21 protein-coding genes are annotated in these 21,255 nt (G+C 59.2%); 16 read left to right on the top strand and 5 right to left on the bottom strand.

Translation table 11 applies throughout. The features are described from left to right. The first annotated feature begins 2 nt into the window (after nucleotides 1-2). Complete coding sequence (locus HQL44_04745; GenBank protein ID MBF0267876.1) at nucleotides 3-653, top strand: class I SAM-dependent methyltransferase; 651 nt, start codon at nucleotides 3-5, stop codon at nucleotides 651-653. On the opposite strand, the gene HQL44_04750 is transcribed toward HQL44_04745, so the two are convergent. From HQL44_04750 to HQL44_04760, 3 genes are all read right to left on the bottom strand, one after another. Next, the gene (locus HQL44_04750; protein ID MBF0267877.1) at nucleotides 650-1,570 is read right to left on the bottom strand and encodes a class I SAM-dependent methyltransferase; all 921 of its coding nucleotides are present in this window, start codon (nucleotides 1,568-1,570) and stop codon (nucleotides 650-652) included. The genes HQL44_04745 and HQL44_04750 overlap by 4 nt on opposite strands. Continuing rightward, nucleotides 1,563-3,059, bottom strand: coding sequence for a radical SAM protein (locus HQL44_04755; protein ID MBF0267878.1), 1,497 nt, complete (start codon nucleotides 3,057-3,059; stop codon nucleotides 1,563-1,565). The genes HQL44_04750 and HQL44_04755 overlap by 8 nt, the downstream gene beginning before the upstream one ends. Nucleotides 3,060-3,275: 216 nt before the next feature. Next, entirely contained in the window at nucleotides 3,276-4,718 is a 1,443-nt protein-coding gene (locus tag HQL44_04760; GenBank protein ID MBF0267879.1) for a B12-binding domain-containing radical SAM protein, read from the bottom strand. A gap of 115 nt (nucleotides 4,719-4,833) precedes the next feature. Here HQL44_04760 and HQL44_04765 point away from each other — a divergent pair, with 115 nt between their 5' ends. After that, on the top strand, nucleotides 4,834-6,489 hold the full coding sequence (locus HQL44_04765; GenBank protein MBF0267880.1) for a hypothetical protein: 1,656 nt from the start codon (nucleotides 4,834-4,836) through the stop codon (nucleotides 6,487-6,489). Here the strand turns inward: HQL44_04765 and HQL44_04770 are convergent. Next, nucleotides 6,486-7,433 carry a glycosyltransferase family 2 protein gene (locus HQL44_04770; GenBank protein ID MBF0267881.1) on the bottom strand — a complete coding sequence of 316 codons (948 nt, stop codon included), beginning with the start codon at nucleotides 7,431-7,433 and terminating at the stop codon, nucleotides 6,486-6,488. The two genes, HQL44_04765 and HQL44_04770, sit on opposite strands and share 4 nt — an antisense overlap. A gap of 5 nt (nucleotides 7,434-7,438) precedes the next feature. Continuing rightward, nucleotides 7,439-8,152, bottom strand: a complete 714-nt coding sequence (locus tag HQL44_04775) for a transaldolase (GenBank protein ID MBF0267882.1) — start codon at nucleotides 8,150-8,152, stop codon at nucleotides 7,439-7,441. A 101-nt stretch (nucleotides 8,153-8,253) separates the two neighbouring features. Between HQL44_04775 and gmhB the strand changes: the two genes are divergently transcribed. The 14 genes from gmhB to HQL44_04845 all read left to right on the top strand — a co-directional run bounded on the left by gmhB (nucleotide 8,254) and on the right by HQL44_04845 (nucleotide 21,253). Continuing rightward, on the top strand, nucleotides 8,254-8,808 hold the full coding sequence (gene gmhB / locus HQL44_04780) for a D-glycero-beta-D-manno-heptose 1,7-bisphosphate 7-phosphatase (GenBank protein ID MBF0267883.1): 555 nt from the start codon (nucleotides 8,254-8,256) through the stop codon (nucleotides 8,806-8,808). 5 nt (nucleotides 8,809-8,813) lie between these two features. Continuing rightward, on the top strand, nucleotides 8,814-9,236 hold the full coding sequence (locus HQL44_04785) for a hypothetical protein (protein ID MBF0267884.1): 423 nt from the start codon (nucleotides 8,814-8,816) through the stop codon (nucleotides 9,234-9,236). A 19-nt stretch (nucleotides 9,237-9,255) separates the two neighbouring features. Beyond that, the gene (locus HQL44_04790; GenBank protein MBF0267885.1) at nucleotides 9,256-9,405 is read left to right on the top strand and encodes a hypothetical protein; all 150 of its coding nucleotides are present in this window, start codon (nucleotides 9,256-9,258) and stop codon (nucleotides 9,403-9,405) included. Nucleotides 9,406-9,410: 5 nt separating this feature from the next. After that, the gene (locus tag HQL44_04795; GenBank protein MBF0267886.1) at nucleotides 9,411-11,246 is read left to right on the top strand and encodes a carbamoyltransferase; all 1,836 of its coding nucleotides are present in this window, start codon (nucleotides 9,411-9,413) and stop codon (nucleotides 11,244-11,246) included. Between the two features lie 19 nt (nucleotides 11,247-11,265). Continuing rightward, nucleotides 11,266-12,774 (top strand): heparinase II/III family protein, encoded by a 1,509-nt coding sequence (locus tag HQL44_04800; protein ID MBF0267887.1) that lies wholly within the window; start codon nucleotides 11,266-11,268, stop codon nucleotides 12,772-12,774. Nucleotides 12,775-12,829: 55 nt separating this feature from the next. Then, on the top strand, nucleotides 12,830-14,095 hold the full coding sequence (locus tag HQL44_04805; GenBank protein ID MBF0267888.1) for a nucleotide sugar dehydrogenase: 1,266 nt from the start codon (nucleotides 12,830-12,832) through the stop codon (nucleotides 14,093-14,095). Next, nucleotides 14,092-14,733: a 6-phosphogluconolactonase gene (gene pgl, locus HQL44_04810; GenBank protein MBF0267889.1), complete on the top strand. Its 642-nt coding sequence runs from the start codon at nucleotides 14,092-14,094 to the stop codon at nucleotides 14,731-14,733. Before HQL44_04805 ends, pgl begins: the two co-directional genes overlap by 4 nt. A gap of 33 nt (nucleotides 14,734-14,766) precedes the next feature. Next, nucleotides 14,767-15,450: a winged helix-turn-helix transcriptional regulator gene (locus HQL44_04815; GenBank protein ID MBF0267890.1), complete on the top strand. Its 684-nt coding sequence runs from the start codon at nucleotides 14,767-14,769 to the stop codon at nucleotides 15,448-15,450. Beyond that, nucleotides 15,447-15,950 (top strand): transcriptional activator RfaH, encoded by a 504-nt coding sequence (locus HQL44_04820; GenBank protein MBF0267891.1) that lies wholly within the window; start codon nucleotides 15,447-15,449, stop codon nucleotides 15,948-15,950. Before HQL44_04815 ends, HQL44_04820 begins: the two co-directional genes overlap by 4 nt. Nucleotides 15,951-16,025: 75 nt before the next feature. Continuing rightward, entirely contained in the window at nucleotides 16,026-17,231 is a 1,206-nt protein-coding gene (locus HQL44_04825) for a polysaccharide biosynthesis protein (protein ID MBF0267892.1), read from the top strand. A gap of 5 nt (nucleotides 17,232-17,236) precedes the next feature. Further along, complete coding sequence (locus HQL44_04830) at nucleotides 17,237-18,379, top strand: aminotransferase class I/II-fold pyridoxal phosphate-dependent enzyme (protein MBF0267893.1); 1,143 nt, start codon at nucleotides 17,237-17,239, stop codon at nucleotides 18,377-18,379. Then, nucleotides 18,376-19,551, top strand: coding sequence for a UDP-N-acetylglucosamine 2-epimerase (hydrolyzing) (gene neuC, locus HQL44_04835; protein MBF0267894.1), 1,176 nt, complete (start codon nucleotides 18,376-18,378; stop codon nucleotides 19,549-19,551). Before HQL44_04830 ends, neuC begins: the two co-directional genes overlap by 4 nt. Next, nucleotides 19,548-20,621, top strand: a complete 1,074-nt coding sequence (neuB, locus tag HQL44_04840; GenBank protein ID MBF0267895.1) for an N-acetylneuraminate synthase — start codon at nucleotides 19,548-19,550, stop codon at nucleotides 20,619-20,621. The genes neuC and neuB overlap by 4 nt, the downstream gene beginning before the upstream one ends. Next, a complete protein-coding gene (locus HQL44_04845) occupies nucleotides 20,618-21,253 on the top strand; it encodes an acetyltransferase (GenBank protein MBF0267896.1) in 636 nt (211 codons plus the stop codon). The genes neuB and HQL44_04845 overlap by 4 nt, the downstream gene beginning before the upstream one ends. The last annotated feature ends 2 nt before the right edge of the window (nucleotides 21,254-21,255 follow it).

A 21,255-nucleotide genomic window follows, 5' to 3' on the forward strand; every position in this document is an offset into this window, starting at 1 on the left:
AGATGCCTGATATTGTTAAGGTCGCCAACATGTCTATGAAGTTCCTTGTTCCGCTGATCGATTGGGTTCTGGCATCTCCAAAAATGTTCGAGATGCATCAGACGAAAATTAATCATTACGAGGACATCGCCGACGAATTCAGCGAGTACCTAAGCGTTGGCAACCAGAAAATTCTGGACATCGGTTGTTCGACCGGCACATGCGCCAGCCAGATCATCGATTTCGCCAGCAACGACTATACCGGAATCGACATCCATCCCGGCTACACCGAGGCCGCCGCCAAGCGCTTTGCAAACGCAAAGTTCCTGCCGATGGACGCCAGAAGCCTTTCCTTCGGCAATGCCTCGTTCGACCTCATCGTCATCGTCGGCGTTCTGCACCATGTGCCAGATGACATCGCCCTGGCCGCCATGCGTGAAGCCGCCAGGGTGGTTAAGCCAGAGGGTCATATTCTGCTCGCCGAACCCGTCTTCACGCCCGGTCGCTGGATCAGCAACTTTCTGAACCATCTGGACCGGGGACGCTTCATTCGCTCACCCGAAGACTATAGAAAGTTGCTGGGGCCGGTTAAAATCGAGCGTGAACGCTTCTTTGACCTGGACGTCACATTTTGCAAGCATCGCCTGCTGTCTTTTGTTATGCGGCCAAGCTAAATTTTTCTGCAGGTCAGAACGTAGCGGATGCCGAAGGGCAGAAATATCATCCTTCGCATGCGGGCCTCAAAGGCCATCACCCAGGCCATCAAGTGGCTGGACCGCGTGTTGGCATTCATTTTTGCGACAATCTCTGGGGCTTTGTCTGATGCCGCGCCGAAACGCAACCGGCTGATTTTCTTGGTCAGCCAAAAAGCCGGGTAAACCAACGATCCCAGAAAGGTCTGCTCGATCACCTGCAACCCCGCCGCCTGCGCCAGGCTGCGCAGCATAGCCGCGTCATATCGCCGATGATGCAGCCAGTAGGCGTCGTAGAAATCGTACAAGTTGGACCCGGCGGGCACTTCGATCACCGCTACGCCGCCGGGCTTCAACATGCGCGCCACTTGCCGCATGGCCAGCGCATCGTCATCGATGTGCTCCAGCACGTTAAGCAGAACGATGGCATCGGCAAAACCGTCGGCCAGCGGCGCTTGGCGCAGGTCGAACTGCAACAGAGGAATGTTTTGCAAAGTGTGCAGGCGCTGCTGCGCCAGTGAAATGACGTAGTCGGCGCCAATCAGCCGCGCCTTTGGAAAAAGCCGTCCGATTTCCGCCAACAGCCGCCCGTCGTTGAAGCCAATTTCAAGGATCGTCGAATCGGTTTCCTGGGCGACATGCGACTGAAGCTGTCCAAGCGTCCAACGACGCGACGCCAGATCAATAGGGTGGTCAGCGCCGCCCATTGATTCCTTCACCTCGGAATGTTCGTCGCTCCAGCCAGATTCCGCCATGTTGTAGACAAGAATCCGCGTTTCCCCGTTCGCTGTTTGAAAGGCGCCGTCTTGCCAAACCGCAGCGCTCCCGCCTTCCTTGGCAGAAGGAAAGGTCATGCCATCCGACTTGGCGACAGGCGGCGCAGCCTGCAGGTCAGTCAAGATGCACCCCTAGGCTTCTCAGAGTCGTATTCTCATAAGCCGCGCTCTGTTGCTGCAGGTTCTCGCGTCGGCCAAACCAAGAGGCGATTTCTTTCCCCATCAGCTTGGCGCCAATCCTGGCGACATTGCCGAAGCCGAAATGCGATACCAGCCCCCAGGCCTTCCGGGGGGTGGAATGAGCGATGAACAGGGCGCGACGCTGCAGTTTGGCCAAATCCTCGGGCTTCAACCCACCCACCTCCATGACGCCGCCGGCATAGCGTGAATAGCGCGTGTAGTCCTTGGTCAGCAGCTTCAACCCGTTCTCGCCTCTTTCCGCCATGCTGAACAGTTCGGTTCCCGGATAGGGAATGGCGATGGCCATTGGGGCGAAGCGAATTTCTGGAATTGAGCGCACAAAGCGCGCTGTCTTCATAACTGTGCGCACCGTGTCGCCGGGATTTCCCATCATGACGCCGCACAAGGTCGAGATGCCTAACCGCTTGCATAGCCTAAAGGCGTTGCGCATGTCTTCGGGCCTTACTTCCTTCTTCATCAAACGCAGCACCTCAAGGTCAGCACTCTCCACGCCAAAGGACAGCCTGATCAGGCCGGCGCGCTTCATCAGGCGCAGCAGCGGCTCGTCAACAAGATTGGCTCTCGTCTGCCCCTCCCAGGTTACGTTGACATTTCTGGCGATCAATTCGTGGCACATGCCCTCGATCAGTTTGCGATTGAGGGTCAGCGTGGAATCAAGCGTCATGAAATGACTGATGCCATATTGCTCCTTCACATGCAGCATCTCGTCGACCACGCTTCTGGGCGTACGCTTGCGCAACGCCCGTCCCGTATTCGAAGGCTCGGAGCAAAAGACGCATTTGAATGGGCAGCCGCGCGTCAACTCAATGGTGGCGACGGGGATGACGCCCTGACCGGGCACTTCGAAAATGTAATCGCCGGGGTTAACCTTGGACCGAGCCGGATAGGGAAGGTCATCCAGCTCGCGGGTAAATGCGCGGTCGCCGTTATAGCGAACCTGACCATTCTCGCGGTAAAGAAGGCCCTTTATGCCACCTAGGGCTTCCTTCTTCTCAAGCGCCGTCATCAGTTCGACCAAAGTATCGTGGCCCTCGAGAACGGCGGCATAATCGAATTCGGGGGCAAAGGCCTCTTCGCGCAACACATTGATGTGCGGACCACCTGCAATGATGGGCAGCCCAAGGCGCTTCTTGAACTCTGCCGCAAACAGTCTCGTGATGTGAAAGACCGGCGAAGTCGCCGTAATGCCGATCAGTTCGGCGCCGCTTTCCTTGACTCTGCGGCAAACTTCTTCAAAGGGCAGTTCCTCAACCTCGAGGTCCAGAACCACGCTTTCGTGGCCGGCCTTGTCCACCGACGCAGCTAGGCACAAAAGTCCCATGGGCGGGTAAAGCGCAAACCGCTTGGCGACGCCCTTGTATTCACGGGCCGAGGCATCGGACCAAGGCGTCTGGATCAAGGCAATTTTCATTCCAACAACTCTTTAAGCCACAGCATAGGCCGATTAACTGCCGTATATACATAACTGGGTTCGGCGCGCGCTTCCGACAAGAGGAGCCTTATTTGCGCGCCTACCGCCACCCGCACCGACAAGATAGCTTCATTTACACGGAGTCATCTACTCTTTTCAAGACGGTATGCGTGATTCTGGGCTTGGCGCCCTGTTCGTTCAATCTAGCAGAACACGCTATCCTTTGGCCACCATGCGCCAAAAGACATTCAGCAGATATGGAAGTTCTCGCCAGATGGCTCGAGATTTCGTCAGCCTGAATTTAACGCTGAATCCGTACCAGCCCCAGAACAAGGCCCGATAGAACCCAGTCAAGGGAAGATCGCACAGGAAGCGGGTGAAGGGCCGAAGAAAGGGAAACTCAACGATCAAGCCGAACAGCTTGTGCAGATTCTCGACCCGGCGCTTTTCCCCGGCATCCTTAAAATCAAGCATCGATGATCGTTTGTTGGTTTCCGTGTACTCAAGTTCCCCGGAAAGGTAGCCGTTGTTTCTCGCATATGCCTCGATCGGGGTGCCGGGATAGGGATAAAGGATCGAAGACCAGCCGTAAGTCGGTCGGATGGCGATATTGAGATCCAACGTTTCCAGATCAATTTCAAACGGGTTGCTGACCGGCAGGCCAATCAGATTCTGAGTTGTCAGCTTGACGCCATGCAACTTTAAAATGCGCGCAGCCTTCATGACTTGTTCGTTGGACAGATTGCGCTGCAAGATTTCGTTGGCCGCTTTTTCGTTACCGCTTTCAATACCCATCCAAACGAGCGTTAGCCCGGCATCAGCCAAAGCGGCAATATCCACCTCGCGGATGGCGTTGGCGCGCATTGCGGCAAAGAAGGGCAAGCCAATTTTTTGCTTGTAAAGATCCCGGAATTCGTCAATCCAGCCCAAAGGCTTCTGATTGAAAACATCATCAACGAAGGCGACAGTCTCCAGACGATAATGTTCTTTCACCCAAGCGATCTCATCGACGACCTGCTTGGCCGTGCGGGCGCGCAAAACCTTGCCTAGACCCTTGTGGTCCTCGTTGAACCGGGCATTGAAACAGTAGGCGCAATGATAGGGGCAGCCCCGCCCCGCCATAAAATATTTAATCCCGGAACGCGCCAAGTTCGGATCGGCGTCGTAGATGATCCGGCGGTCAGGAAAGGGAAGCTCGGCCGGGTCGACCAGCGGAGCCAGGGCGTTGCGGTAGATCACCCCCCTGTGCCTTACATGAAAAGTTGGGGTTTCCCACCAGGGTTCTCCTGCCTCTAGACGACGGCAGAGCTCAACGAAAGTCGTATCTCCTTCGCCAATGCACAGCGCATCGATATTCTCGTCTTCAAGAAAGTCGTGGCGAAAAATTGAGTGCGGCCCGCCAAAGACGGAAATAAAGGAGAATTGGCGCTTTAGATCGCGATTTAATTCAGCGAGGGCCACATGTTCGCCGGTCATGGCGCTATAGCCGATGACTTGGGGAGCAAAGCTCGAGATTATCTGGGCAAAGTCCTTTGCAGGCGTCGGCCCGAGGATGGCGAGGCGCACCTCATGCCCCGCAGACTTAAGCACGGCGCTTAGTTGGCTGATGGCCAGCCTTTCAACCGCAATGGAATCTTTGAAAATCAGAAGGATGCGCATGCGCGCAACATAGCCGATCGATGCGCTTTTGCATACCCAGACCGATTGACTTGAGGTGGGGGGAAGGGTATGCTTCGGCGGCAGATATTACCATTTAATATCAAGGGGTTCTTGGGTGGCATCCGAAAGACAAGGTCATCGGTTTTTTGTTCCGGCCATTGTGGTCGGCCTGATCGTTCTGGCCGCGCATTCGTGCTGGATCCTGTCCGACGCCCGTTTTCTGGATGGCACCTATTTTGAGTATTTCATCGAGCAGGACAATTGGGGCGTCCTGACTTGGAACATGTATGGCGTCCTCATGCATCCTTGGGCATGGCTCATGTGGCCGTTTATGGGTACGGACAATCCGGGGTTGGCATTCAGGATTGTGGAATGGGCCTGCATAGCCATCATCGCCATGGCCGTTCAGCGCATAGCCGCAAAGCACGCCCGCCTTGATGTCGCCGAGAGTATGTTTCTTGCCCTGGCCGTCGCGCTTTTTCCTTCTTACAGCGCGGCCATGATGTCCAGCACCGTCATCTATATCTTCCCAACGGCTTTGTTTTATGTCGGTTGGGCGATCTATTTCGACGCTGCGCTATCGGCAAAGGAATGCCTCTGGCTGCGCCTGCTTCCTGTGCCAATCTGGCTGTTGGCTTTTTTTCACAACTCGCTGCTCAGCTTTCATGTTGGCTTCACTGTCCTGTTGCTCGCGCTATCAATCGCACATAGGTCGGCGCCCTTTGAAAGTGCGGGGGGCGTCATTCGTTTTCTTCTGTCCTTCTTGCGCAAGAACGCGCTGGTGGCAGCGCTTCCTTTTCTGTTCTTTGCCCTGCGCGCCTTGTCCTTTCCCGCCGACAGCCCCTTTGGCACGCATAACAACCTAGTTTTCGATCCGGCGCGCAATGTCCGCGCCTTTCTGGGCGGCTTCCATCACCATGTATCGATGAATCTGTCCTCGGCCTTTCTGGGTCAGGAATGGCTTCTAGGTCTCGTACTGGCAATCCTAGGCGGCTGGCTTGCGCTTAGATGGCGCAAAAATGGTCAGGCGCTGTCAACTTTCTGGATCGCCGCCTTGGGCGTTATGTTCGCTGTGCTGGCGATTTTGCCCTATGCTGCCGTAGCCAAAGCCGCGCCGCTGCAAAGTTTCGGCGCCAGATACGGCATTCTGTCCGGCTTGGGCGGCGGCCTTATCCTGCTCGCCGTCTGGCGTTCACTTCCGCTCGCCAAGCGCTGGCGCACATTGTTTGGCGCCTTTCTTCTGGCGGGATTGGCCTTGCGCGGCATATCGGACGACCTGATGTGGCTAGGCCGCTGGGCCAAGGACAGAGCTGCCATTGCCGCATTGGCTCAGCACCCCCCGCCGCAGCACGGAACGATCTTGCTATGGCAAGACGACTGGCGAATCGGCAACGAATCCTACCGACCGTTTGAACTGGCTTGGTTCTTCAATAAAGCCTGGGGTGGAGAGTTCTGGGGCGGTATTGATCTGCTGGAACGCGGGCCGGACTCGCTTGTCTATGACGGAAACGCTTTCTTCAAGATTAAGGACAAGCACTTGCTTCGTGACTTCGAAAGCAATGGCTGCCTCCGCAACGCCACGGTGCTTCCAACCCTTCCCACGCCTGACGCCAAGCATCTGGGCATGTCCTATTTGGGATACCACCTATTTGACAACAAAGGCTTAGACGGCTTCCTGTCTCGACTGCTCAAGGTCAATCTGGGACCGGAAGACTGTCAAACCCTGCCCGAACTGCTAAAGCAGGACATTCCCTATCCAAAAAGCAATTAGGGTTTTGGCAGGTTGATTCTCTTTTCCATGATGTAGCGAGGACGGTGGCGCACTTCTTCATAGATGCGCCCGATATATTCGCCCAGCAAACCAATGCCGGTCAGCTGTACGCCGCCCAGAAACAAGGTCAATACGATCAAGGTCGGAACGCCAAGCGGGTAGTGCGTGCCCGCCAGGAATGTAATGAAGATGAAAAGAATGCCGACGATGCTAAGTGTCGCAATGGCGGCGCCCGTCCACATCAGAAGCGACAAGGGGGCTGTGGAAAATCCGATCAAACCATTCAAACCGATCCGCATCGACCCCAAAAGCCGGTTGTAATTGCCCTGCCCGAAGGCGCGCTCCTCGCGGTCGTACTCGACCGCGGCCTGCTTGAATCCGACGAAAGCCACTAGGCCGCGCAGAAAACCATGGCGCTCGGGAAGCTGGCGCAATTCTTCGATCACGCGCCGCGTCATCAGCCGGAAATCGCCGGTGTTTCGCGGGATTCGTATATCCGACAGCCTGTTGATCACCCAATAGCCGAAAACGGAGACCAGCAGCTTGACCCAGGTTTCGCCCTTGCGGGAACGGCGCGTGGCATAGACCACGTCAAACCCGTCCAGATGCTTCTTATAGAGATCGGCGATCAATTCCGGCGGATCTTGCAGATCGACGTCGATGACCACGCAGGTCTGGCCAGAACATTCCAGAATGCCCGCCATGGTGGCCGATGGCTGACCGAAACGTCGGCTCATGACGATCAGACCGATATTGGGATTGGCTTGGATGGCCTGTTCGATCACCTCTTCCGTACGGTCGGGGCTGGGGTCGAGGACGAAAATCAGCTCGTAGGGTCCGATGGCCTCCAGCACGGGAACAGTGCGCGACAGAAAGGGGCCGATATTGGCCTCTTCTTTGTAGACGGGCACGATGACCGAGATCAGAGGTGCGGGCTTTGTCATATCGACTAGAGAATCCTGAATCCGGCTTGGGTGGCGTCCTTGAAGAACATCTTGACCGTGTCCAACGAGAAATCGTCAAGGTCGGACCCGGCCAGCTTGCGTTTCGACAAGATGTCCGGCGGCACGGTGATGATGTGGCAGCCAGCGTCCTGGGCTTGGTAAAGATTCAAAAACTCCCGCGTGCTTGCCCAGAGCAGTTCGGCCTTGGGCAATCCCTTCAAGAGGGCCGCCGATTCGCGCATGATGGGCATTGGGTCGCGCCCGGTGTCGGCAATGCGGCCCGCGAAGACCGAGACGATGGCGGGCGTATCGGCATGCAAGGCGCCAGCGACGGCGCGGACCTGATCCAGGGTGAGAATCGCCGTGACATTGAGCCGGAAACCTTCCTGGGCCAGCTTCTTGATCATCGGCACGGTGCTTTCGCGCCTGGTGTTCGTGATCGGCACCTTGATGAAAGTATTGCCACCCCAGCTGGCGATCTTGCGCGCCTCTCGCTCCATGTCGGGAATGTCGTCGGAAAAAACCTCGAACGACAAAGGCAGGTCCGGGATGGCGGCGATCGCCTCGCGCGCGAACTTTTCGTAATCCGAAACGCCCGCCTTGCGCATCAAGGTGGGATTGGTTGTAAAACCCTGAACGCTGCCCTCGGCGTGCAGACGTTTCATGGTATCGATCTCGGCGCCGTCCATATACAGCTTGATGGTCAGACTCGCACTCATTTACCCGGTTCCAAATGGTCAAAAGAGGGGCGTACTCTAATCCGCCAGCCTCGGTACCGCAACCTTGACAGAAGCCAGCCTAACCCCGAAGGTTCCCAGCCATGAACCAGCGACGTTTTGCCCTGATCGACCGCGACGGCACCATCAATGTCGAGCGCGATTATTTGTCCAATCCCAATGAGTTGGCGTTGATTCCGGGGGCCGCCCAAGGTCTGCGGGAGTTGCAGGGGCTGGGCCTGGGCCTAGCCATTGTCACCAATCAGTCGGGCATCGCCAGGGGCTATTTCTCTCAAGATACCCTGGACGCCATCCACCAGCGCCTGAAAGCCATGCTGGCTGGCGAGGGCGTCAATCTGGATGGCCTATATGTGTGCCCCCACGGCCCCAACGAGGAGTGCCAATGCCGCAAGCCCCTGCCCGGCATGGCCCTTCAGGCGGCAAAAGAGCTGAACTTCAACTTGGAGCGGGCCTTCGTCATTGGCGACAAGGCCGCCGATGTCGATCTGGGCAAGGCTGTGGGGGCCACCAGCATCCTGGTCCGCACCGGCTATGGCCGCCAGCATGAAGCGAAATGCAGGCCAGACCACGTTGCTGATGATCTTTTGGCGGCAGCGCAATGGATCGCTTTACAGATCAAGGGTGACAGTGGTAACTAGCCGACATGTCGACGCACGAGGATTTCCGCGAGAAAACAGATGTAAAGCAAGGCTCGGACAGGGGCTTTGGCCTTGTTTTCACCGTCTTTTTTGCAATTGTTGGCCTTTGGCCGCTGATCGGCGCTGCCCAGCCCCGCCTGTGGGCCTTGGGCTTGGCCGCCTTGTTCCTGGCCGTTTCCCTCATTCGCCCATCGCTTTTGAAGCCCTTGAACCGGGTCTGGTTCCTGTTCGGCCTGCTGCTGCACAAGATCGTCAGCCCCTTGATCATGGGCCTGCTGTTCTTTGTAACCGTGACCCCGACGGGCATCATCATGCGGGCGCTTGGCAAGGACCCTTTGCGCTTGAAGCGCGACCCGAACGCGGCAAGCTACTGGATTATGCGCGACCCGCCCGGCCCCGATGCGGGCGGCATGACCCGTCAATTCTAAGCGAAGAGAGCAAAAGCAGATGTCGTTCCTGGCCGAATTGTGGATGTTTCTGAAGGTGCGCAAGAAGTTCTGGCTGCTGCCCATTCTGATCATGATGGTGGTCTTCGGCGGACTGATCGTGCTGAGCCAAGGCTCGGCCGTCGCCCCCTTCATCTACACGCTGTTCTAAACCAGATGATCGTCCTCGGCATCTCGGCCTTCTATCACGATTCGGCGGCCGCCCTGGTCAAGGACGGACGCATCGTGGCGGCAGCGCAGGAGGAACGCTTCTCGCGCAAGAAGCATGATGCCGGTTTTCCCAAAAACGCCATCGCCTATTGCCTGGCCGAGGCGGGCGTTTCGGCCAGCCAGATCGACCATGTCGCCTTCTACGACAAGCCGTTCTTGAAGTTCGAGCGCCTGCTTGAAACCTATGTCGCCATGGCGCCCAAGGGGTTCACAAGTTTCAAAACCGCCATGCCGGTCTGGCTGAAGGAAAAGCTGTTCCAGAAGGATCTGCTGGCCAAGGAATTGAAAAATTGGGACAAAAGCGTCAACTGGACCGAGCGCCTGTTGTTCGCCGAACATCATGTCAGCCATGCCGCCTCCGCCTTTTTCCCCTCGCCCTTCGATGAGGCCGTGGTCCTGACCATGGATGGCGTGGGCGAATGGGCCACCACCTCGGCGGCCATCGGCAAGGGGTCTGACCTAAAGGTCATCAAGGAAATCCACTTTCCGCATTCGCTGGGCCTTCTTTACTCGGCTTTCACCTATTACACCGGCTTCAAGGTCAATTCCGGCGAATACAAGGTGATGGGTCTGGCCCCTTACGGCGAACCCAAATACGCCAAGCTGATTTTCGACCATATCCTGGACGTCAAGCCCGACGGGTCCTTCCATCTGGATCAAAGCTATTTCGATTACTGCACGGGCCTTCGCATGACCAATGCGAAATTCGACGCCTTGTTTGGCGGCCCGCCCCGCAAGTCCGAGGAAAAGCTCGACCAGCGCCACATGGATCTGGCCGCTTCGGTCCAGGCGGTGACGGAAGAAGTGGTGCTGCGCCTTACCCGTTCGCTGGCCAAGGAAACCGGCATTCCGAATTTGTGCTTGGCGGGCGGCGTGGCGCTCAATTGCGTCGCCAACGGCCATGTGGCGCGCGACGGCGCGTTCAAGAATGTCTGGATTCAGCCCGCCGCCGGCGATGCGGGTGGCGCTTTGGGGGCAGCACTTGCCGCCAGCCATATGCAATTGGCCCAGCCTCGCGCCCGCCAAGATGGCCAGGACGCCATGCAAGGCTCGTATCTGGGTCCCGCCTTTTCCCAAGCCGAGATCGAAAAACGCCTGACCCAGGCGGGTGCTCGCTTCCAGGTGTTAAGCGAGGCTGAAATGATCGGGGCCTGCGCCCAGTCCCTGGCCGACGGCAAGGCGCTGGGCTGGTTCCAGGGACGCATGGAATTCGGCCCCCGGGCCTTGGGTGGACGTTCGATTTTGGGCGACCCCCGTTCGCCCTCCATGCAAAAGACCCTGAATTTGAAGGTTAAATACCGCGAATCCTTCCGCCCCTTCGCGCCCAGCGTACTGCGCGAAGACGTGGCCGACTGGTTCGAACTGGATGGCGACAGTCCCTATATGCTGCTGGTCGCTCCGGTCAAGGAAGCGCATCGACGCGCCATGACGGACCAGGAACAGGCCCTGTTCGGCATCGAAAAGCTGAACGTGCCCCGCTCCAGCATCCCCGCCGTCACCCATGTCGATTACTCGGCCCGCATCCAGACCGTGCATGCAGGCACCAACCCGCGCTATCATGCCTTGATTTCCAGGTTCAAGGAGCTGACCGGGTGCCCGGTGGTCGTGAACACCAGCTTCAATGTCCGAGGCGAGCCTATCGTGGGGTCGCCCGAGGATGCTTTCCGCTGTTTCATGGGCACCGAGATCGAGGCCTTGGCCGTCGGCAACTGTTTGATGCTGAAGGAAGAACAGGACCCGGCCCTGAAGCTGGACTACAAGGACAAGTTCGAACTGGATTGATCTGTCCTAGGAGGTCTGCATGACCTGGCCTCCGATCCTGCGCCCCTATGCTCATCTGATCTTCGCCCTGCCCGTCTATGGCCTGACCCTGAAGGCGCCGCCTTTGGACACCCTGGCCCTGGGACCCGCCGACCCTTGGCCGGGCGACGCCGCTAGGGCGGAAGGATTGATCTCGGGCGCGTTGGAGTTGGACAACCCCCACGATTTTGGCGAACTGCCCGATATCCGGGCGATGGGCGACCGGCTGGCCAACGCCTGGGCCAAACAAAAGCTGCGCGCCTGGCTGGATCGCAACGCCCGCTGGAGCGAGGCGGCCTGGACACCTGAAACCATCGGCCTTCGGCTGTCCAACTGGCTGAAACATGCGCCCTGGCTGCTTGACGACGGCGAACCCGGCCTCGCCCAGGACCTGAGGACGGCGGCCTCGCTGCAAGCCCGCCACTTGGCCCGCACCCTGAACTGGCCGCCCGAGGGGCGCCCCCGGCTGGCATCGGCCAAGGGGCTTCTTCTTTGGGCCTTGGCCGAGTCAAACGAAGACCTTCTGGCCTTGGCGGCAAATGCCTTGTCCGTTGAGCTGGCCCAACAGATACAGCCTGACGGAGGCCACATCAGCCGCAGCCCGGCGGTTCATCTGGACGTGCTCAAAGACCTGATCGACTTGAAGATCTGGCTGAACGCCGCCAATCGGGAATTGCCCGAAGGATTGCAAGGAGCGCTCGACCGCATGGGACCCATGGCGCGCTTCTGGCGCATGGGCGATGGCACGCTGGCCCATTTCAACGATACCGGCCATGTCCCGGCCGCCCAACTTTCCCTGGCCCTGGCCTTGTGCGGCAGCCGGGGCAAGCCGATGCCCAGCGCGCCCCATTCGGGATTCGAACGCTTAAGCGCCGGAAGAACCCTGGCCATCATGGATACAGGGAAACCGGCCAGTGACATCCACGCCCATGCCGGGACCTTGTCTTTCGAATTATGCGTGGGAAAGCAAAGAGTCGTCGGCAATATGGGCATGGCGCCTTTTCGCCAGCAGGAATGGCGCCAAGCCCTTAAGCACACCGCCGCCCATTCCACGGTAACGGCGGGAAACGCCGATTCCCAGCCCCTAACGGTGAGCGCCGAGCGCCAGGAAGACCAAGGGGCGGTATGGGTCAACGCCAGTCATGACGGCTATCTGCTTTCACACGGCCTCACGCACAAGCGCCGCTTGCATCTGGACGGTCAGGGAACGGTTTTACGGGGCGAGGACAGTTTGGAAGGCAAGGCGGGCGTTGACGTGGCCTTGCGGTTTCATCTCGATCCATCGGTACAGGCAGCGCTTTCGGGCGACGCCAAAGCCGTTTTGTTGAAGCTAGCGGATGGCGCCGGGTGGCGGTTCAGAGCCAAGGGGGCCTTGATCGAGATGGAATCCAGCGCCTTCAAATCGGGCGACGATCCGCCCAAGCGCAGCCAGCAGATCGTGCTGAAAGGTCAAACCGGAGAGGGGGGGGCCTTGGTCAAATGGGCCTTTGATTCTTTGGGCAAGCGTTGACAAGCCCAGCCAGCCCACTTAAATCTCGCCGTTCCGCAAGGATAAGGGGTATCGAATGACTTCGCTGAAAATTGCCGTCGTGGGGCTGGGTTACGTTGGCCTGCCCTTGGCCGTGGCTTTGGCCCGCAAATTTGAAGTGATCGGCTTCGATATCGACCAGCGACGAATAGCCGAACTTAAACAAGGACATGACCGCACAGGCGAGGTCGAACAGGCCCCCATGCGTTCAACCACGGCGCACCTGACAGCCAAGCCCGAAGACATGTCCCCGGCCAAGGTCTTCATCGTCACCGTCCCCACCCCCGTCACCCCCGACAACAAGCCCGACTTGGGGGCCGTACTCTCGGCTTGCCGCAGTGTGGGCAAGGTGATGGGCAGGGGATCGATCGTGGTCTTCGAAAGCACGGTCTATCCGGGCGTCACCGAAGACATTTGCGGACCTGAATTGGAGCGTGCGTCGGGCTTGGTCTGCGGGCGCGATTTCTTCCTGGGCTACAGTCCCGAGCGCATCAATCCAGGCGACCGCGAGCATACGGTGGACCGCATCACCAAAGTGGTGGCCGGGCAGACCCCCGAGGTGGCGCGCCAGCTTTGCGACATCTACGGCGCCATCACCACCGGCGGCACCTTCATGGCGGCCAGCATCAAGGCGGCTGAAGCGTCGAAGGTGATCGAGAACGCCCAGCGCGACATCAACATCGCCTTCATTAATGAAGTGACGATGATCTTCTCGAAACTGGGGCTTTCGATCCACGACGTGTTGGAAGCATCGGCCACCAAATGGAACTTCTTGAAATTTCAGCCGGGCTTGGTGGGCGGCCACTGCATCGGCGTCGATCCCTTCTATCTGGCTCAATGCGCCATCGACAACGGTCACCATCCGGATGTCATTCTGGCCGGTCGCAAGATCAACGATTCGATGGGCAGGTTCGTCGCCGAGCAAATCAATGCGCAATTGCGCCCCGGCTCGAAGGTGCTGGTTCTGGGCCTGACCTTCAAGGAAGACGTGCCCGACCTGCGCAATTCGAAGGTGATCGACGTCATCGCGGGCCTGCGGGAGCTTGGCCATGCGGTCGATGTGCACGACCCGCTGGCCGACCCCGAAGAAGCGCAGCACGAATATGGCATCGCCTTGATGCCCAGCCTGGAGGGGGCTTCGGGCTACCACGCGCTGATCGGCGCCGTCGCCCATGACGCCTACGCCAATTTCGGCCCCGACAGTTTCCTTCGCCTGTTGGAAGAGGACGCCCTGGTGGCCGACATCAAGGGCATGTGGCGCAAACGCGAGTTGCCTGCGGGCCTTAGGCGCTGGATGTTGTGAAGTCTGCCAGCTACACGCCTGAGAACCTAGCTCGTTTCATGGCTGCGGGCCTGTTGGACGGCTTGAAACATGCCCCCTACGTCAGCCTTGCCGTGTCGGGCGGGCGCACGCCCGAAGCGGTCTTCCCCCTTTTGGCGCAAGCCGACCTTGCCTGGGAGCGCGTCTGGATCACGCTGACCGACGAGCGCTGGTTGCCTCCCGACCATGAGGGCAGCAACGAGGGGCTGGCTAGGCGTTTGCTGCTGCAAGGCAAAGCCGGACGCGCCCGTTTCGTGGGCTTCTGGAGCGAGGCCAGCAGCCCCGAGAGCGCCCTGCCCGGCCTGGAATATCGTTTAAGTCAAATGCCTTGGCCGCTCGACATGGTCTTTCTGGGCATGGGGACGGACGGGCATGTGGCCTCCTTGTTTCCAAACGATGGCGCTCTCGAGGTCGAAACCGGGCGGGTGACCACAGCCAGAGGACCTGCCCCCTACACAGAACGCGCCAGCCTGGTATTGCCTGAACTTGTCCGCGCCAAGAGGGTGGCCCTGCTGGCCAATGGCTTGGAAAAACAGACTGTTCTGCAACGAGGAAGCAAAGCCTTGCCGGTTCATCGATTCCTGGCCCTTTCCAACGAGTCGGTCACTGTTTTCGGTTGACGTTCATCGAACGAACACGCTATCGTTCGCGCCGTGAACAAGCTGGGAATCGCCACCTTAGACGAGCAGGAATCAGGGCCGCTGGGTCTTTCCAGCGAGGCGGAAATCACGCTTGGTCTGTTGAACGCCGTTCACGACAACAGCGAGCACACCCAGCGTTCGATTTCCAAGGACCTGGGCATCGCGCTGGGCATGGCCAACGCCTATCTGAAGCGCTGCGCCAAGAAGGGGCTGATCAAGATCGCCCAGATGCCCCCCAACCGCTACGCCTATTACCTGACGCCGCAGGGATTCGCCGAGAAAAGCCGCCTGACGGCGGAATATCTGTCGCAATCCTTCAATCTGTTCCGCGTGGCTAGGCGCCAGTACGAGGATTTGTTTCAGTTATGCGCCGAAAATGGCTGGCAGCGCGTGGCGTTGGCGGGCGTTGGCGATATTGGCGAAATTGCGCTGCTAAGCCGAGGCGGCCATTCGATCACCGTGCTTGGTTTCGTCGATGCCAAGGCGGCGGCGGACAGCTATCTGGATCTGAAAGTGGCAAGACAGCCCTTGGAGTTTGAGCCGCTCGACGCCTTGCTGCTGACGGACATGAAGGACCCCCAGGGCACCTTCGACGCCTTGCAGGCCATTTTCGATCCCAAACGCGTTTTGTTTCCCGCCTTCATGAACGTGTCGCGCCGCCCGCCGCCAATCGTCGGCGAGGAGTTGGCGTCATGATGCGCTGGTACGCCGTTCATACCCAGCCCAAGGGCGAACGACTGGCTCAGGACAATCTGACGCGCCAGGGGTTCGAGGCCTATCTGCCGCTTTACAGCAAGAAGCGCCGTCACGCCCGCAAGACCGATTTTGTCCCCGCCCCTTTGTTCCCGCGCTATCTGTTCGTCAACATGGATACCGAGGCCACGCGCTGGCGCTCGATCCGCTCGACCTACGGCGTGGTGCATCTGGTCTGTCAGGGCGAAACGCCAGTCGCTCTTCCCGAAGGCGTGGTGGAAGCCATCCGTGCCCGCCAAGACGAAGGCGGACTCGTTCAACTAAGCCTTGCCCTTCCCTTCAAGCCCGGCGAGAAGGTTGAAGTGCTGGATGGTCCCTTGAAGGAATTGACCGGCATTTTCCAATCCATCTCGGACGATCAGCGCGTCATCGTGCTGCTGGAGATGCTGGGCCGCCCGGTCAAGGTGCGCCTGCCCATAGACGCAGTCGGCTCGGCCGCCTGACGTCGCTTTTCTTGCAAGCACTCCGGTGAACCTGTTTCACCCGGAGTGCGGTAGCCTGCCTGGACCCTGACGAACTTGTATCCCCGAGACCTTGACGATCCTCTGCTAAGCCGCCTTCTGGGGCGCCGCCAATCGTTGTTCGACGGCGACGTTAGGAACAATGCGCCAGAGCTGTCGGACGCCGTCAAATCCAGCCGCATCCTGGTGGTGGGGGCGGCAGGATCGATCGGTCAAGCCTTCGTCAAGCAGTTGCTGGCTTTCGCGCCAAAAGCGCTGCATCTGGCAGACCTGAACGAGAACATGTTGGTCGAGCTGGTGCGCGACCTGCGCTCCGGCAATGCTGACTTGCCCAAGGATTTCGCCACCTTCAGCATTGATTTTTGCGGCCCCGAATTCGCGGCCATGGTCGCGGCAAACGGTCCCTTCGACGTCTTCTTGAATTTCTCGGCCCTAAAGCATGTGCGGGCCGAGCGAGATCCCTTCAGCCTGATGCGCATGATCGACGTGAATGTCCTGGCTCTGGCCGATTTTCTCGATCATCCGGCCAGCCAAACGCTTAAGCGCGCCTTCTCGGTCTCCACCGACAAATCGGTGCGCCCCGAGAATCTGATGGGAGCCACCAAGAATCTGATGGAACGCGTCTTGTTCGCGCAGTCGCATCGGCTGCTGGCCAATTCGGCGCGTTTCGCCAATGTCGCCTTTTCCGCCGGAAGCCTGCTGGAGGGTTTTGAATACCGGCTGCAAAAGAACCAGCCGATCGCCGCCCCTTCGGATGTCCGGCGCTACTTCATCAGCCATGCGGAAGCCGGACAATTATGCTTGCTGGGCGCTTTTCTTTGCCAAACGCGCGATGTGGTGTTTCCCAAGCTGAACCCGCAAGACCATCTGATGAGTTTCGAAGCCATCGCCAGGGCCTTTCTGGCCAGCCACGGTTTCGACGCCCTGGCCTGCGCCAGCGAGGAAGAAGCCAGGGCGCGTTTCAAGGATCGTCCCGCCAAGGCTTGGCCTTGCGTTTTTTCAGGCTCCGACACCACGGGCGAAAAACTGGCCGAGGAATTCCTGCGCCCGGACGACAAGCCCGATCTGTCCCGTTTCGCCCAAGCGGGCGTCGTGCAGGAAGCCGTGGCGAACACTGGCCTGCTGAACGCCTTTCGCCAAGAAATCGGCGACATCAAGAAGCGGGCAAGCTGGAGCAAGAAAGACTTGGCGCAGGCCATTCGAAGAGCCGTGCCCGATCTCGTTCATGAAGAGCGGGGCAAAAGCCTGGACCAGAAGATGTGACGCGCGTGATCCCCCTATCCATCCCCGATCTGTCCGGCAACGAAGCGCGCTATTTGCAGCAGTGCATCGAGGATGGCTTCGTCTCGACCGCAGGCGCCTTTGTGCCCCGCTTCGAAGAAATGGTCGCCCTGGCTGTCGGCTCCCGCCAGGCCGTGGCCATCGCGTCGGGCACCTCGGCCCTGCATGTCGCCCTGGTGGCGTTGGGCGTCAAGCCGGGCGATCTGGTGGTTCTGCCCAGTTACACTTTTATCGCCAGCGCCAATGCGATTTCGCATGCGGGCGCAACGCCCTGGTTGTTCGACATCGCCCCCGACAGCTGGACTTTGGACCCCAAGCTGCTGGCCGAGCGCTTGGAAAGCGAAACCAAGCGCGTGGGAACGGACATCATTCACCGCGCTTCTGGCCGTCGCGTGGCTGCCATCATGCCGGTTTACGCCCTGGGCCTGCCCGCCGACATGGACCCGCTGACGGCCTTGGCCCGTCAATATGGGCTGCCCGTGTTGGCCGATGCGGCCGCCGCCATCGGCGCCGCCTATATGGGCCGCCCCATCGGGCGGCTGGGAGCCGATCTGTCGATGCTTTCCTTCAACGGCAACAAGACCGTCACCTCGGGCGGGGGCGGTGCCATCATCGGCGACAACCTTGAGCTGACCGGGCTAGTCAAGCATTTGGCCTCGACGGCGCGCACCGGCGATGATTACACGCATGACCGCGTGGGCTATAATTACCGGATGACGAATGTCGAGGCCGCCGTGGGTTGCGCCCAAATGGAGCGTTTTGAACAATTGGTCAGCGCCAAGAAGCGCATCCGCGTCGTTTACGACAGCGAATTGTCGGCCCTGCCCGGCGTCGGCCTTTTCCCCGCTCCGGCTTGGGCGGAAAGTGCCTGCTGGTTTTCCGGCGTCACCTTAGCCCCGCCCGCCCCCTCACCCGACCAACTGCGCCGTCGGCTGCGCGAGTCCGGCATCGAAGGGCGGCCTTTCTGGAAGCCCATGCACCTGCAAGACCCGTATCGAGACGCGCCACGCACCGACATGCCGGTCGCCGACGACATTTGGAAGCGCGTCCTGACCTTGCCCTGTTCGGCGCATCTGACCCAATCCGATCAGGCCAAGGTGATTGGCGTTTTGAAGGAGGCGCTGTCATGAGCAAGCGCGTTTGCATCGTGACGGGATCGCGGGCCGATTACGGTCTGCTGACCGGATTGATGCGCGAGATCGCCGCCGATCCAGGCATGGAACTGCAGGTCGTGGCGACGGGTTCGCATCTGTCGCAAAAATTCGGCCATACCGTGGATGTCATGCGGGCCGAGGGATTCAAGGTGAATGCCGAAGTTCCCCTGGAACTGGAAGACGACAGCCGTTTCGCCATGGCCAACGCCGCAGGTCAAGCGCTGTCGGGCATGGCCGACGCCTTTCGCCAGCTTCAGCCCGAAGTGGTGGTGGTGCTTGGCGACCGCTACGAAATTTTCGCCGCCGCCTCGGCCGCCCTTCTGCTGGGAATTCCCATCGCCCACATTCACGGGGGCGAATTGACCCTGGGCGCCATCGACGACGCGCTGCGCCACGCCATAACGAAAATGGCCAGCCTGCATTTCGTGGCTGCGCATGATTACGCCAGACGCGTGGTTCAAATGGGCGAGCCTGCCGAGCGCGTTTTCGAAGTGGGAGCGCCCGGCATCGATCAAATGCGCACCGTTTCCTATGCCGACGCTGAGAGTTTGGGCAAGGAGCTGGGCTTGGCCCTGTTCAATCCGCTGCTGCTGGTCACCTATCATCCGGTCACCAGACGCAGCAGCGGCGACGAAGGGGCGGCGATGGACGAGTTGCTGACCGCCCTCGAGCGCATGTCGGACGCTAGAATCGTCATTACCGGCGTCAACGCCGATGCGGGCAACCACATCGTCTCTGAGCGCATGCAGAACTTCGCCAACCGTCATTCCGACCGCGTCAGCTTGCACAACTCTCTAGGGCAGGCCAGATATTTGGGCGTCATGCGCCTAGCTGGCGCCGTGGTCGGCAATTCGTCGAGCGGCATCATCGAAGCGCCGGCGCTTGGCATTCCCACCGTCAATATCGGCGCGCGCCAGAGCGGGCGCTTGCGCTGCTATTCGGTGATCGATTGCGAGGAAGACGCAGGCGCCATTTTCAACGCCATCAAGAAGGCGCTTGATCCGTCCTTTCGCGCTTCCATCGCCGGGCAACCCCTGCCCTATGGACATGGGGGTGCTGCCCGCATGATGAAGGACGTCCTGAAAACCTTCTCTGCCGAGCAGTTGGCGGAACCCAAACCCTTCCATGACCTGATCGGGCGGCTGTGAGCGTATTCATCATTGCCGAAGCCGGCGTCAATCACAACGGCGACATCAAAAAGGCGATGGAACTAGTCGAAGTTGCCGCGCAGGCCGGAGCCGATGCCGTCAAGTTCCAGACGTTCAAGGCAGAATCTCTGGTCGCGAAAGACGCGCCTAAGGCCTCCTACCAAGTTCGCAATACAGGCGTTGATGATGGGCAATATGCCATGCTGAAAGCGCTTGAGCTAAGTGCTGACGATCATCGGGTTCTGCTTTCCCATTGCCAGAAGTTGGGGATTGGCTTTCTGTCCTCACCCTTTGATCGGCAAAGCCTCGATTTCCTTGCCGACGATCTGGGTTTGGGCGTTATTAAGCTGGGCTCTGGCGAAATCACCAACGCTCCTTTGCTGCTGGCGGCCGGTCGCAAGGCTAGGCACGTCATTCTATCGACGGGAATGAGCACGCTGGTTGAAATTGAAGACGCTTTGGGCGTGCTGGCCTTTGCAGCGACAACGCCTAACGATGCGCAGCCCGGCGCATCCTCCTTTCGCGCGGCATACGCCTCAAAGGAAGGAAAGCTGGCGCTGTACAACAAGGTGACGCTTCTTCACTGCACGACCGATTATCCGGCAATTCCAGAAGACGCTAATCTGAAAGCGATCCCCGCCATGGCGGAACGCTTCAAGTTGCGGGTCGGTTTCTCTGATCATACGCCGGGCATTGTCATTTCACTGGGCGCTGTCGCCCTTGGCGCCACCGTCATCGAAAAGCACTTGACCCTGGACCGAACGCTTCCCGGTCCCGATCACATGGCTTCGCTGGAACCTGGCGACTTCAAGTCACTCGTCGATGGCGTTCGGTTGTTGGAGGGCGCTCTTGGCGATGGCGTCAAGCGCTGCATGGCATCTGAACAGGGCAACCGGCTTGTCGCCAGAAAAAGTCTGGCCGCCATTAAGACCATTGCGAAAGGCGATGCCTATACGAAGGACAATATCGGCGCCCTGCGCCCCGGCGACGGCATTTCGCCGATGGCATACTGGGAAATGCTTGGCACTTCGGCCGCGGCAGATTTGAACCCTGGGGATCGCATCCAATGACCGCCGATGCCCGCATCGTCATTTTGGGAGCCGGAGGACACGGCAAGGTTCTAGCCGCCGCCTTGCTTCGCAATGGAACGCCTGTTTATGGCTTCGCCGACGCCGACCCATCTCTTTCGGGCCGGAAGATTCTAGGGATTGCCGTTCTGGGCGGCGACGAAATCCTTGAAAGCGGCATGTTGCTTGTAAATGGCATTGGCAGCACCGGACGCCCCGCCAGACGGCGGGAAGTTTTCGAAAAGTACAAAGGCATGGGCTTCTCATTCCTATCCGTGATCGACCCCAGCGCCATACTAGGCCCCGAAGTCGACATCGCTGAGGGCGCACAAATTCTGGCGGGAGTCGTTATTCAACCCGGCGCCTATATCGGCCGCAACAGCATTGTAAACACCATGGCCTCGATCGATCATGACGTGACTCTGGGCGCTCATGTGCATGTAGCACCCGGCGCCGTTCTTTCGGGCGGCGTTGTCGTAGGCGACGAGGTTCATATCGGAACCGGCGCCTGCGTCAAGCAAGGCGTGCGCATTGGCTCTGGGTCTGTGATTGGGGTCGGCGCGGCGGTTATTGCTGACGTAGCGGCTGATTCGCTTCTGGCAGGCGTGCCTGCCCGCTCTCTATTAACGAGTTGACC

The organism is Alphaproteobacteria bacterium (assembly GCA_015231795.1).
Taxonomy (GTDB): domain Bacteria; phylum Pseudomonadota; class Alphaproteobacteria; order Rhodospirillales; family WMHbin7; genus WMHbin7.